General features: G+C 63.7%; 11 protein-coding genes. 2 read left to right on the plus strand and 9 right to left on the minus strand.

Annotated features, from left to right (window positions below):
* Positions 1-23 precede the first annotated feature (23 nt).
* From FIV35_RS16555 to pedF, 9 genes are all read right to left on the minus strand, one after another.
* On the minus strand, positions 24-1,394 hold the full coding sequence (locus FIV35_RS16555) for an ATP-binding response regulator (RefSeq protein ID WP_034098910.1): 1,371 nt from the start codon (positions 1,392-1,394) through the stop codon (positions 24-26).
* A complete protein-coding gene (gene ercA, locus FIV35_RS16560) occupies positions 1,378-2,541 on the minus strand; it encodes an alcohol dehydrogenase-like regulatory protein ErcA (protein WP_034098911.1) in 1,164 nt (387 codons plus the stop codon). Before ercA ends, FIV35_RS16555 begins: the two co-directional genes overlap by 17 nt.
* 128 nt (positions 2,542-2,669) lie before the next feature.
* Positions 2,670-2,741 (minus strand): pyrroloquinoline quinone precursor peptide PqqA, encoded by a 72-nt coding sequence (gene pqqA / locus FIV35_RS16565; protein WP_010209364.1) that lies wholly within the window; start codon positions 2,739-2,741, stop codon positions 2,670-2,672.
* Between the two features lie 415 nt (positions 2,742-3,156).
* Complete coding sequence (gene exaC / locus FIV35_RS16570) at positions 3,157-4,677, minus strand: acetaldehyde dehydrogenase ExaC (protein WP_034138661.1); 1,521 nt, start codon at positions 4,675-4,677, stop codon at positions 3,157-3,159.
* Between the two features lie 121 nt (positions 4,678-4,798).
* The gene (locus FIV35_RS16575; protein ID WP_034138662.1) at positions 4,799-6,574 is read right to left on the minus strand and encodes a PQQ-dependent methanol/ethanol family dehydrogenase; all 1,776 of its coding nucleotides are present in this window, start codon (positions 6,572-6,574) and stop codon (positions 4,799-4,801) included.
* Positions 6,575-6,689: 115 nt separating this feature from the next.
* Complete coding sequence (locus tag FIV35_RS16580; protein WP_034138663.1) at positions 6,690-7,622, minus strand: quinoprotein relay system zinc metallohydrolase 1; 933 nt, start codon at positions 7,620-7,622, stop codon at positions 6,690-6,692.
* 16 nt (positions 7,623-7,638) lie between these two features.
* On the minus strand, positions 7,639-8,388 hold the full coding sequence (locus FIV35_RS16585; protein WP_034098920.1) for a quinoprotein dehydrogenase-associated SoxYZ-like carrier: 750 nt from the start codon (positions 8,386-8,388) through the stop codon (positions 7,639-7,641).
* A 9-nt stretch (positions 8,389-8,397) separates the two neighbouring features.
* Positions 8,398-9,273 (minus strand): substrate-binding periplasmic protein, encoded by an 876-nt coding sequence (locus FIV35_RS16590; protein ID WP_034138664.1) that lies wholly within the window; start codon positions 9,271-9,273, stop codon positions 8,398-8,400.
* Between the two features lie 4 nt (positions 9,274-9,277).
* Positions 9,278-9,739, minus strand: coding sequence for a cytochrome c-550 PedF (pedF, locus tag FIV35_RS16595; protein WP_034098924.1), 462 nt, complete (start codon positions 9,737-9,739; stop codon positions 9,278-9,280).
* A 254-nt stretch (positions 9,740-9,993) separates the two neighbouring features.
* Here pedF and exaA point away from each other — a divergent pair, with 254 nt between their 5' ends.
* Both exaA and FIV35_RS16605 read left to right on the plus strand, forming a co-directional pair.
* Positions 9,994-11,883, plus strand: coding sequence for a quinoprotein ethanol dehydrogenase (gene exaA / locus FIV35_RS16600; RefSeq protein ID WP_034138665.1), 1,890 nt, complete (start codon positions 9,994-9,996; stop codon positions 11,881-11,883).
* Positions 11,884-12,104: 221 nt separating this feature from the next.
* Positions 12,105-12,752: a pentapeptide repeat-containing protein gene (locus FIV35_RS16605; RefSeq protein ID WP_034138666.1), complete on the plus strand. Its 648-nt coding sequence runs from the start codon at positions 12,105-12,107 to the stop codon at positions 12,750-12,752.
* Positions 12,753-12,755 lie beyond the last annotated feature (3 nt).

The raw sequence follows: 12,755 nt of genomic DNA on the forward strand, positions 1-12,755 counted from the left end.
ACGTATTGACAGGTATCAAGCTTCTAGGCAAGCAATTGACTGAGTACCGCGCGCAACTTTCCGGGCTTGACCGGTTTGTTCAGCAACGGTGCATCCAGCCGGCGCAACGCGCGGCGGCATTGGTCGGTGCGGTCAGCGGTGATGATCACGGCGGGGATCTTGTGACCGAAATGCTCGCGCAACTGCTTGACCACCAGGCAGCCCACCACCCCGTGGTCGAGGTGGTAGTCCGCCAGAATCAACTCCGGCGCCCTGCCCTGCAGCGCCTGCAATGCGCCGGCCTGGTCGGTGGCGGTGACCACGTCGCAACCCCATTGGCCCAGCAGCGCGCGCATGCTGTCGAGGATGCTGATCTCATTGTCGATCACCAGCAAACGCCGCCCCGGCAATGGGTTACCGGTGGTGGGCAGGGTGGGCAACTGGCTGATCGCGGGTGGCATCTCTGCGCTGATGGGCACCTCGATGCTGAACATCGAACCGCGCCCCGGCCATGACCGCACCGCCACCGGGTAGCCGAGAATCTCGGCGATGCGTTCGACAATCGCCAGCCCCAAGCCCACACCTTTGCGTTCCGACGCGCGGCCGACATCGAGCTGGTTGAACTCCAGGAAGATCGCCTCCAGCCGGTCGGCAGCGATCCCGCGCCCGGTGTCCCACACCTCCAAGCGCAGACGATCGCCACGACGGCGGGCGCCGAGCAGGATGCAGCCTTCGTCGGTGTAGCGGCAGGCGTTGCTCAGGAAGTTGCGCAAGATCCGCGTCAGCAAGCGCAGGTCCGTATGGATCGCATACCCCCCGGTGCGCGCACGCAGGTTCAGCCCCGCCGCCTGGGCCACCGACTGAAACTCCGAGATCAACGGTGCGAACAGTTCCTCCAGGCGATACACCGCCGCGTCCGGCTTGACCGCCGCCTGGTCGAGCCGCGAGATATCGAGCAGATCCGTGAGTAAGTCCTCGGCGCCTTCCAGGGCCTGATGAGTCCGCTCCACCAGCACCTGCTCAACACTGGGCAACGCCCGCTCGCGCAGGGTGGCGATCAACAGGCGCGCGGCGTTCAGCGGTTGCAGCAGGTCGTGACTGGCGGCGGCGAGGTATTTGTCCTTGCTGCGGTTGGCGGCCTCGGCGGCGTCGCGGGCATCGCGCAATTGCCGTTCCACCTGTTCACGCTGGGCGATCTGCTGTTGCAGGTTGCGGTTGGCCTCCAGCAATTCATCGGTGCGCGCGGCCACGCGCTGTTCCAGTTCATCGTTGAGGCGGATATAGCGCCGGCGCTCGGCTTCCAGTTCGTCCAGGCGTGCCGTCAGTTCGGGGTAATGGCTCTTGCGCGCCGACTGGTCGCCCAGCCCGAGCAACCCGGCGAGGGCGCGCTGCTGGTCGTCAGAGAGCTTCGCCATACACGACCTCGACGTCACGCTGGCTCGACTCGCGCGGGTTGGTGAGGATGCACGGGTCGTGCATCGCATGCTGGGACAGGAACGGAATATCCGCCACGCGCACCCCATGCAGACCAAGGGTTTCATGGAAGCCAATGGCGTGTTTCAGGGCAATCAGGTGTTCCACCAGGCGCCCACAGATCTGCCGATGGTTCAGGCCCCGGCAGTCGATGCCGAAGGTCTCGGCAATCACCTTGAAGCGCTCCGGCGCCGAGTTGTAGTTGAACGCCACCACATGCTCGACCAGCACCGCGTTGCACAGGCCATGGGGCAGGTCGAGAAAGCCGCCGAGGCTATGGGACATGGCATGCACCGCGCCAAGGATCGCATTGGAAAACGCCAGGCCGGCCTGCATGCTGCCGAGCATGATCTTCTCGCGCAGGGCAATGTCCGTGGGGTTGGCGATCATCTGCACCAGGTTGCCGTTGATCAACCGCATGGCCTCCAAGGCATGGGGGTCGGTGAGCGGGCCATGGCCGGTGGAAACGAACGCCTCGATGGCATGCACCAAGGCGTCGATACCGGTGCAGGCGGACAGGAACGGGTCCATGCTGGCGGTGGTTTCCGGGTCGATCAGCGACACATCCGGCACCACCGCCTTGCTGACGATGGAGAACTTCATTCGTTCCTGCTGGTTGGAAATGATCACGAACTGCGACACATCCGCCGAGGTACCGGCGGTGGTAGGGATCAGGATCAGCGGTGGGCTGGGCACGCGGATGGTGTCCACGCCTTCGAAGTCCAGAATGCTGCGCCCGTGGGCCACCACGATGCCGATGGCCTTGCCGCAGTCCATGGGGCTGCCGCCGCCGATGGCGACGATCACGTCGCAATGGTTTTCCCGGTACACCTCGGCGCCGAGCATCACCTCCTCCACGCGCGGGTTGGGCGATACGGCGCTGTACAGGCAGTAGTCAATGCCGATGGCCTGCAGGCTGGCTTCCACATCGGCGACCCAGCCGGCGGCGATCACACCGGGGTCGCTGACCACCAGCACCTTGCGCGCACCGAAGGTTTTGGCGTAGTTGCCAACGTTATGCCGGCAACCGGCACCGAAGATGATTTCAGGCGAGACGAATTTACGCAGGAGGCTCAGGTTTGGGCTCATTGGAAAGCCTGTTCTTATTATTTTTGGAAGATGCGCTCCACACTAACCGATCCGCAGGCGTTTGCAATCAGACCAAAGGGTCATTCCCAATAGCGCACCGGCCAGCACTGGGCTGGCCGGCTGTTGAATCAACGGCTGGCGAAGTACATGGTCACTTCAAAGCCGATACGCAGGTCGGTGAAGGCGGGTTTGGTCCACATGGGAGAGTCCTCTTGTTGTGCCGGAAGATTCCGGTAAAGGCATTAATACATGGGGGGTTGGGGGGGGCGAATGCTACTTTCGAAGTAAATGCCGCACTGCATTAGTCGCGAATGTACAGGGAACAAAACTGTGGGAGGGGGCTTGCCCCCCGATGGTGGTCTGTCAGTCACAGCTGTTTAAGCTGACACTCCCTCATCGAGGGCAAGCCCTCTCCCACACTGGGTCGCATTGCAATTATCTTGTGGTTCTCGCGCCCCACACCTTGCAGCCGCCGTTGCCGCGAATGTACAGGAAACAAAACTGTGGGAGGGGGCTTGCCCCCGATGGTGGTGTGTCAGTCACAGCTGTTTAAGCTGACACTCCCTCATCGGGGGCAAGCCCCCTCCCACACTGGGTCGCATTGCAATTGGAGGATCAGAAGAAGCCCAACGGGTTGATGTCGTAGCTCACCAGCAGGTTCTTGGTCTGCTGGTAGTGGTCCAGCATCATCTTGTGGTTCTCACGCCCCACACCCGACTTTTTGTAGCCGCCGAACGCCGCATGCGCCGGGTAGAGGTGGTAGCAGTTGGTCCACACACGCCCGGCCTTGATCGCCCGGCCCATGCGGTAGGCGCGGTTGATGTCGCGGGTCCACAGGCCGGCGCCGAGGCCGAATTCGCTGTCGTTAGCGATGGCCAGGGCTTCGGCTTCGTCCTTGAAGGTGGTGATGCCCACCACCGGGCCGAAGATTTCCTCCTGGAACACGCGCATCTTGTTGTGGCCCTTGAGCAGGGTCGGCTGGATGTAATAGCCGCTGGACAGGTCGCCGTTCAGATGTTCGGCCGCGCCGCCGGTGAGCAGCTCGGCACCCTCCTCCTGGGCGATCTTGAGGTAGGACAGGATCTTGTCGTATTGCTGCTCGGACGCCTGGGCGCCGACCATGGTTTCGGTGTCGAGCGGGTTACCGCGTTTGATCTTGACGATCTTCTTCATCACCTCGGCCATAAACGGCTCGTAGATCGACTCCTGCACCAGCGCCCGCGACGGGCAGGTGCACACTTCGCCCTGGTTGAAAAACGCCAGCACCAGGCCCTCGGCGGCTTTCTCGATAAACTGCGGCTCGGCACGCATGATGTCTTCGAAGAAGATGTTCGGCGACTTGCCGCCCAGCTCCACGGTGGACGGGATGATGTTTTCGGCGGCCGCATGCATGATGTGCGCGCCAATCGGCGTGGAGCCGGTAAAGGCGATCTTGGCGATGCGTTTGCTGGTGGCCAGGGCCTCCCCGGCTTCGCGTCCAAAGCCCTGCACAATATTGAGTACGCCCGGCGGCAGCAGGTCATTGATCAGTTCGGCGAACACCATGATCGACAGCGGCGTCTGCTCGGCCGGCTTGAGCACGATGCAGTTCCCGGCGGCCAGGGCCGGGGCGAGTTTCCACGCGGCCATCAGCAGCGGGAAGTTCCACGGAATGATCTGCCCGACCACACCCAACGGTTCGTGGAAGTGGTAAGCGGCGGTGTGTTCGTTGATCTCGGCGGCGCCGCCTTCCTGGGCGCGGATGCAGCCGGCGAAATAACGGAAATGGTCGGCGGCCAGGGGCACGTCGGCGTTGAGGGTTTCACGAACGGCCTTGCCGTTGTCCCAGGTTTCGGCCACGGCCAGCACTTCGAGGTTTTGTTCGATGCGGTCGGCGATTTTCAGCAGCACCAGGGCGCGGTCCTGGGCCGAGGTCTTGCCCCAGGCATCGGCGGCGGCGTGGGCGGCATCCAGGGCTTTATCGATGTCGGCGGCGCTGGAGCGCGGGAATTCAGCAATCGCTTGGCCGGTGACCGGCGAGGTGTTGGTGAAGTACTCGCCGTTGATCGGTGCGACGAACTCGCCGCCGATGTAATTACCATAACGCTGCTTGAAGCTGACGATGGCGCCAGGGGTGCCAGGTTGTGCGTAGATCATAGTAAAGCCTCTGTCTGGGTCCGGGCCTGTCGGTCAACAGGCGATCACCCGATAGTAAGGTGCCCCCACCGCCGGGCGAATGCGCCGTTGGCAGGAGGGCACTGCTCATTTGGTCGTAGAACTAGTGCTTGGCCACCAGCTCCTTGGGCAACTTGAAGGTCCAGAGCATGCCGCCCTGGTTGAAGTCCTTGATGCGCTTGGCCACTTCACCGCCCCACAGCGGCACCGCGCCGCCCCACCCGGAGACCACCGAGACATACTGCTCGCCGTCCATGTCCCAGGTAATCGGCGAGCCGAGCACGCCGGAGCCGGTCTGGAATTCCCAGACTTTCTCGCCGGTCTTGGCGTTGAAGGCCTGCAGGAAACCTTCCGGCGTGCCGGTGAACACCAGGTTGCCTTTGGTGGTCAGTACCCCGCCCCACAACGGCGCGTAGTTTTTGTGGCGCCAGACTTCCTTGCCGCTGACCGGGTCGATGGCGCGCAGCACGCCGATGTAGTCTTCGTTCAACGGTTTGATGGTGAACCCGGCGCCGAGGAACGCCGCGCCTTTCTTATAGGCGATGCCTTCGTTCCACATGTCCATGCCCCACTCGTTGGACGGCACATAGAACAGCCCGGTGTCGCGGTTGTAGGCCATCGGCATCCAGTTTTTCGCGCCGAGGAAGGCCGGCGCAACGAACACCGACGTGCCCTTGGCTTCACTGCCCGGCGCGCCGGGGCGGCTGGCTTCGTTGTAGATCGGCCGGCCGTTCTTATCCAGGCCGGTGGCCCAGGTGATCTTGTCGACAAACGGGAAGCCGCGGATGAACTTGCCGTTGGTACGGTCCAGCACATAGAAGAAACCGTTGCGGTCGGCCGTGGCCGCGGCTTTGATTTCCTTGCCGCCCTCGGTGTAGTTGAACGACACCAGTTCGTTCACGCCGTCATAGTCCCAACCGTCGTGAGGCGTGCTCTGGAAGTGCCATTTGATGGTGCCGTCGTCCGGGTTGAGTGCCAGGCGCGAGGACGAGTAAAGGTTGTCGCCGGGGCGCAGGTGCGAGTTCCACGGTGCCGGGTTACCGGTGCCGAACAGCAGCAGGTTGGTTTCCGGGTCGTAGTAGCCGCCCAGCCACGGCGCCGCGCCGCCGGTTTTCCACAGGTCCCCCGGCCAGGTTTTACCCGCTTCGCCGCCGGAGATGCCGTTTTCCACGGCCTTGCCGTCCTTGTACACATAGCCCATATGGCCTTCGACCGTCGGGCGGGTCCACAGCAGGTCGCCGTTTTTCGGGTCGTAGGCTTCGATCTTGCCCACCACGCCGAATTCGCCGCCGGCCACGCCGGTGATCAGCTTGCCGTTGATCACCAGCGGCGCGGCGCTGATCGAGTAGCCTTCCTTGTGGTCGGCCACGCGCTTGCTCCACACCACCTTGCCGGTGTCTTTATTCAGAGCCACCAGTTTGGCGTCCAGGGTGCCGAAGAACACCAGGTCGCCGTACAGCGCCACCCCACGGTTGATCACATCGCAGCAGGGGCGGATGTCATCCGGCAGACGCGCATCGTACTGCCAGAGTTTCTTGCCGGTGCGCGCATCCACCGCGAACACCCGCGAATAGGAACCGGTGAGGTACATCACCCCGTCCTTGACCATCGGCTGCGCCTGCTGCCCGCGCTGTTTCTCGCCGCCGAAGGAGAACGCCCAGACCGGGCGCAGGTCCTTGACGTTGTCCACATTCAGAGTGTCCAGCGGGCTGTAGCGCTGGCCTTGCACACCCAGACCGTTGGTGACGATCTGCCCGGGGTTTTTCGGGTCCTGGAGAATGTCCTGATCGCTCACGGCGGCCATGGCCTGGCCGGATAACAGGATGGCACCGAGCAACACACTCAAGGCGAAGGGTTGGCGACGTGCGGGTTGGGTCATGACGGCTACCTCTGCGGTTTTTTGTTATACCCGGGAAATTTTCCCGGTCTGGTGCCGATTCTTGGGCGCAGGGGCGTTCGTCACAATTGACCGCAGTATCGAGATTGCTAGTTCCTTAGTAGCGGGTATCCAGCCGTTGCATCTGCGCGCGCTCGTAGCGCGGGTACAGGTGGCTGACGCTGCGGGTCAGTTCGTAGCGGCTCAGGTTGATCGCGGCAAAGCGTTCGGGGATGGGGCTGCGGATCAGCTCGGCCATGTCGCTGCCGTTGGCGGCGCCGTCGCGCAGCAGTTGATCGAGCCAGCCCAGGTAATCGCGCATCTGGGCGAACGGCTGCGCATCGGCGGCCACCGGGCCGTGGCCGGGCACGATCAGGTTCCAGGGCAAGGCTTGCAGGGTGTCGAGGTCCGCCTGCCACGCCGCCAGCCCCGGGCTATGCGGCGTGGTCAGGGCGCGCTGGTAGAACACCAAGTCGCCGGTGAACAGCACCCCGGTGCGCTGGTCGAGAATGGCCAGATCGGCGCCGGTATGCCCGGTCAGCGCCAGCAAGCGCAGGTCATGCTGGCCCACGCTCAATACACCGGGTTGCAGCGCCTGGGTCGGCAATACCACTTCGGTGCCGCGCATCCAGTCGCCGACCATGCGGTAAAGGTTTTCCGCCAGGCTGTCGCCCTGCTCGTGCAGTAAGCGCGTGGTGTCGGCCAGGGCGCCGATGGGCACGTCCTTGAACGCTTGGTTGCCCAGGGCGTGGTCAGGGTGATGGTGCGTGATCAGTACCTGGATCACCGGCCTGGGGGTGACTTGGGCGATGGCTTGGCGCAGCGCTTCGCCGTAGCGCCGCGACGGCCCGGTGTCGATCACCACCACGCCGGCCTCGGTGACGATAAAAGCGGTGTTGACGATATTGCCGCCATTGGCCTTGGCAAAGTTGTCGGTGCTGCCTTCGAGCAGCCAGGTGTCGGCGGCGATCAGCCGAGGCTTGAGGGCGTAGTCCAGGTCCGCCAGGGCGGGCAGGCTCAGGCCCAGGCATAACAAGAGAATCCAGCGCATGCCGCGCTCCTTCTGGTCAGGGGATGGCCGCGTCGAACTCATTGCCGCTGTTGTCGCGCAGCACCAGGCGAGTAGGCCCCGGTGCTTCGATGTCGAAGGCCAGGTTGGGGTTCTCGCTGACCGCCGGGAACAATTCCAGCTCGGCCAGCACCTGATCGTCCTGGCCACGCAATTGCCCATGGTTGATAAAAAACTCAGGGATACCGCTGACCAGGCCGTTGTCCATCGGGTGCGCCACTTGCACGCGCACGCGGCTGAATTCGCCACGGGGGTAGCGCCCGCCGAGCACTTCGCCCAGATGCTCTTCCCAGCCCGGCTGGCTGCGCACCACACTGGGCGCGGTGCAGCCGCCGCCGGCCGCGTCGATCAGCGCCGACCCCACATGCCATATGCCGTCATCGGTAAGGACCGCGGCGCGCAACGGCGTGGCTTGCTCGATGCGGATGCGCAGCGCCAGCCACGGCAGCACCCCTTCCTTGGGCTGGAAATCGACGATTTTCGGCAGCGGGTTCAGCTCGGCCCAGGCCAGGATCCTCACCACATGCCCCTTGAACGCCCGCGCGTCGATTTCCAGCGGCACCTGGCGCGCATCCTCGGCGAACGGCGGGGCCAGCAGTTTGACCCGCGCGTCGAACACGAACGGCGCGTCGGCCAGCAGCTGCTTGTGGTAGAAGGCCCACATCACCGAGGGCACCGGGTCGACCTCCACGGCATGGGCGGCCAGTGGCAGCCAGCAGGCCAGGATGCAGCTCAGTCGCCAGTTCATCGCCTGCTCCTATTGGTACATGTCGGGCACTTCGTAGCGCAGGCCGTAGTGGCGGTAGATCGCCTGCAAACGGCCGTCGCGGATCAGACCTTCAAGGGCTTCTTCCACCGCATAGGCCAACTGGCGATTGCTTTCGTGCACCGCCATGCCGATCTCCCAGCGTTGCCGCCCCATGTTCGGGTAGGCGTTTTCCGCCAACGCCAGTTGCGGGTCATGGGCCTGCTGCACCTGCCAGTCGATTTCCCCGCGCATGGCCATGACCGCATCGACCTTGCCGGCGCGCATCGCCGCAAACGCCTGGGTCACACTGGGGTAATGCTGGGTGCTGGCCGCGAGTTGGCCGTTGAACACCGAGGTCAGGTAAAACGATGGCACGCTGTCGACTTCCACACCGATGGGGTGCTGCTGGAACACCGCCACGCTGGCGACCTTATCCAAGCGCCGGCGGTCGTAGGCCACCTGCCATTGTTCGTTCTGGTACGGGCCGAACATCACCACCTGGCCGTTTTCCAGTTCGCCTTGATCGTTGCGCCGTTGTGCGTAGTCGTGATCGTAGGGCGCGCGCAGCATCAGGTCGGCCAACTGATGGTGATGCAAGGGGCTGCCGCGCCAGATGTAGTCGCGCAGGTCGTCGTCGAGCTTTTCGCCGGCCGGCGCCCAGATCAACTTGAGCCGCACACCGAGCGCCTCGGCCAGGGCCTGGGCCAGTTCCACGTCCACGCCTCGGGGGGTGGCGCCGTCCTCGAAACTGTAGGGAGCAAAGTCCTTGTACACCGCCACTTTGATTTCGCCGGCGGCGATCATCTGGTCATAGCTGCGCACCTGCGCCTGCGCCGTGTGGCAGCACAGCAAGACCAGGCCCAGCACCACGGCAAACAGGCGCATGGCATCACTCCTCGACGTGCACGCTGTCCAGGTAGGTGCGCACCGCCCACAAGGCTTCCTGGCTCAGGTAGTCGGCCATCTTCGGCATGTATACCCGGCCGTCGCGCACCGCGCCATGGCGTACGCGCTCGACAAACCATTCATCACCGGCCTCTCCCACATCCAGCATGCGCAGGTCCGGGGCGATGCCGCCGGATTTGGCTTCCAGGCCGTGGCAGGCGGCGCAGTTCTGATTGAAGGCGGACGAGCCGATTTCCACGGCTTTGTCATGTTCGGGCGAATTGCGATAGGGGTTGACCGCCGCCCAGCCGTCCTCGTTGACCGGCACGCCGGCATCTTTGATGGAGGTCAGGCCTTTGGTTTCCACCGCTTGCGGGACCACGTTGCCATGGGCCCAGGCGGCCCCGGCACCAAGCACACCGACCAGCAGACCGGCGACGAGCAAGGCATTGTGTGTTGTTGTCATTGTTTTTGCCCTCAGGATTGCACGCAACACCTCATTGCAGAGGCTCTGGCAACCATCTTAGAAACCCCGGGGCGTGGGCCGTATGCTGCTTTGGTGGTCGCGCCCTCCTCCCTTGGTAGTAGGGCTTGTGGGGCACGCCTAAAACAGCGGCGGCGCGGGAAATCTTCCCGGCCACGGCGGGCGTTTTTCCGTATCCGGCCAGCGCCGCGCGCCGCACCCTGTGCAGGTCAAAACCGACACTGGGAACTGCAACCATGACAATAAGATCGCTACCCGTCCGTTCACCCTTGAGCCTTGCCGTGCAGGCCCTACTGCTGGCCGGCAGCCTGGGCCTGGGCACCGCCGCCCTTGCCGCGGAACCGCCACGCCAGACCCGCGCGGTCACCTGGGAAGACATCGCCAATGACCACCTGAGCACCCAGGACGTGCTGCAATACGGCATGGGCACCAACGCCCAGCGCTGGAGCCCGTTGGCCAAGGTCAACGACAAGAACGTGTTCAAACTCACCCCGGCCTGGTCCTATTCGTTCGGCGACGAAAAACAACGCGGCCAGGAATCCCAGGCCATCGTCAGCGACGGTGTGGTCTACGTCACCGGCTCCTATTCCCGTGTGTTCGCCCTCGACGCCAAGACCGGCAAACGCCTGTGGACCTACAACCACCGCCTGCCCGACAACATTCGCCCGTGCTGCGATGTGGTCAACCGCGGCGCGGCGATCTTCGGCGACAAAATCTACTTCGGCACCCTCGACGCACGGCTGATCGCCCTCGACAAAACCACCGGCAAAGTGGTGTGGAACAAGAAATTCGGCGACCACGCCGCCGGCTATACCCTCACCGGCGCGCCGGTGCTGATCAAGGACAAGGTCAGCGGCAAGGTGCTGCTGATCCACGGCAGTTCCGGCGATGAATTCGGCGTGGTCGGCCAGTTGTATGCGCGTGACCCGGACACCGGAGAAGAGGTGTGGATGCGCCCCTTCGTCGAAGGCCATATGGGCCGTCTCAACGGCAAGGACAGCACGCCGACCGGCGACGTGAAGGCGCCGTCGTGGCCGGATGATCCAAGTACACCCACCGGCAAAGTCGAGGCCTGGAGCCACGGCGGCGGCGCACCTTGGCAAAGCGCGAGCTTCGATGCCGAGACCAACACGATCATCGTCGGCGCCGGCAACCCCGGCCCGTGGAATACCTGGGCGCGCACTGCCAAGGACGGCAACCCCCACGACTTCGACAGCCTCTATACATCCGGGCAGGTCGGCGTCGACCCCAGCACCGGCGAGGTGAAATGGTTCTACCAGCACACCCCCAACGATGCCTGGGATTTTTCCGGCAACAACGAGTTGGTGCTGTTCGACTACAAAACCCAGGACGGCAAATCCGTCAAGGCCACCGGCCACGCCGACCGCAACGGGTTTTTCTACGTGGTCGACCGCAGCAACGGCAAGTTGCAGAACGCCTTCCCCTTCGTCGACAACATCACTTGGGCCAGCCATATCGACCTGAAGACCGGGCGCCCGGTGGAGAACCCAGGCCAGCGCCCAGCCAAGCCACTGCCGGGGGAAACCAAGGGCAAAGCGGTGGAAGTCTCGCCACCGTTCCTGGGCGGCAAAAACTGGAACCCCATGGCTTACAGCCAGGACACCGGCCTGTTCTACATCCCCGGCAACCAGTGGAAAGAGGATTACTGGACCGAAGAGGTCAACTACAAAAAAGGCTCGGCGTACCTGGGCATGGGGTTCCGCATCAAGCGTATGTATGACGACCACGTCGGCACCCTGCGCGCGATGAACCCCACCACCGGCAAAGTGGTGTGGGAGCACAAGGAAGCTCTGCCGCTGTGGGCCGGCGTGCTGGCGACCAAAGGCAACCTGGTCTTCACCGGCACCGGCGACGGTTTTTTCAAAGCCTTCGACGCTAAAACCGGAGAGGAGCTGTGGAAGTTCCAGACCGGCAGCGGCATCGTCTCGCCGCCGATTACCTGGGAACAGGATGGCGAGCAGTACATCGGCGTTACCGTCGGCTACGGCGGCGCGGTGCCGTTGTGGGGTGGCGACATGGCCGAGTTGACCAAACCGGTGGCTCAGGGTGGGTCATTCTGGGTGTTCAAGATCCCGAGTTGGGATAACAAGACCGCGCAAAAATAACCCCCGGCGAGAATTCCGGGCCACCTTTTGCGGCAAGCGGCTCCCCAGTGGGGAGCAGGCTTGCCCTGCGCTCGGCTGCGCAGCAGTCGTAGACCTGAGCGCAGGGAGGTGCTGGAGGAATGCCAGGGCCGCTGCGCAACCCAGCGCGGGCGATGCGACGATTCGACAAGCCCGCTCATCACAACAAGCTCGCTCACCACAGGATCCCCAGAGGTCTCACGATGAACTACCTGCCCTTGTTACTCCTGCTCTGCCTGCCCCTGGCGCACGCCGACGATGGCGACGACACCCCGCTCGTTATCAATGGCTGCACCATCGCCGAACACAGCCAATGCCCCGGCGCCAACCTCAAGGGTGCCAACCTGCGCAACCAGAACCTGAGCAAAATGAACCTGGCCGGCGCCGACCTGAGCGGGGCGGATTTGCGCCATGCCAACCTCGACCTGGCCAACCTGGAAAAAGCCCAATTGCAGGGCGCCAACCTGACCCGCGCCAGCCTGCAACAAAGCAACCTGCGCCTGGCCGACTTTACCGGCGCCACGTTGATGGCCGTGCAAGGCTGGGGGCTGTTCGCCCAAGGCGCGCAGTTCGAAAACGCCAACCTCAGCGCGGCCTACCTGCAATTTGCGCGGCTGTCGGGGGCGAAGATGCACAAGGTCAACCTGCGCGCGGCCGACTTGGAAATGACCTGGCTGAGCAAGGCCGACCTGCAAAGTGCCGACCTCAGCGATGCGAATTTGCAGGAAGCCAAGTTCGGTGAGAGCAACCTGGAACAGGCCACCCTCACCGGCAGTCGCCAGCACTACGCGAACTTCCAGGACGCCAATATGGAAGGCTGTACGGATTGCCCCACCACTTGGGGTCGCTAGAAC

The organism is Pseudomonas rhodesiae (assembly GCF_007858255.1).
Taxonomy (GTDB): domain Bacteria; phylum Pseudomonadota; class Gammaproteobacteria; order Pseudomonadales; family Pseudomonadaceae; genus Aquipseudomonas; species Aquipseudomonas rhodesiae.

What these genes read in the sequence shown, in the direction of transcription:
- FIV35_RS16590 (WP_034138664.1), bottom strand. Translation starts at nt 9,273, where the DNA reads ATGCGCCTGTTTGCCGTGGTGCTGGGCCTGGTCTTGCTGTGCTGCCAC.
- FIV35_RS16585 (WP_034098920.1), bottom strand. Translation starts at nt 8,388, where the DNA reads ATGAACTGGCGACTGAGCTGCATCCTGGCCTGCTGGCTGCCACTGGCC.
- ercA (WP_034098911.1), bottom strand. Translation starts at nt 2,541, where the DNA reads ATGAGCCCAAACCTGAGCCTCCTGCGTAAATTCGTCTCGCCTGAAATC.
- exaC (WP_034138661.1), bottom strand. Translation starts at nt 4,677, where the DNA reads ATGATCTACGCACAACCTGGCACCCCTGGCGCCATCGTCAGCTTCAAG.
- FIV35_RS16575 (WP_034138662.1), bottom strand. Translation starts at nt 6,574, where the DNA reads ATGACCCAACCCGCACGTCGCCAACCCTTCGCCTTGAGTGTGTTGCTC.
- FIV35_RS16555 (WP_034098910.1), bottom strand. Translation starts at nt 1,394, where the DNA reads ATGGCGAAGCTCTCTGACGACCAGCAGCGCGCCCTCGCCGGGTTGCTC.
- exaA (WP_034138665.1), top strand. Translation starts at nt 9,994, where the DNA reads ATGACAATAAGATCGCTACCCGTCCGTTCACCCTTGAGCCTTGCCGTG.
- FIV35_RS16580 (WP_034138663.1), bottom strand. Translation starts at nt 7,622, where the DNA reads ATGCGCTGGATTCTCTTGTTATGCCTGGGCCTGAGCCTGCCCGCCCTG.
- pedF (WP_034098924.1), bottom strand. Translation starts at nt 9,739, where the DNA reads ATGACAACAACACACAATGCCTTGCTCGTCGCCGGTCTGCTGGTCGGT.
- FIV35_RS16605 (WP_034138666.1), top strand. Translation starts at nt 12,105, where the DNA reads ATGAACTACCTGCCCTTGTTACTCCTGCTCTGCCTGCCCCTGGCGCAC.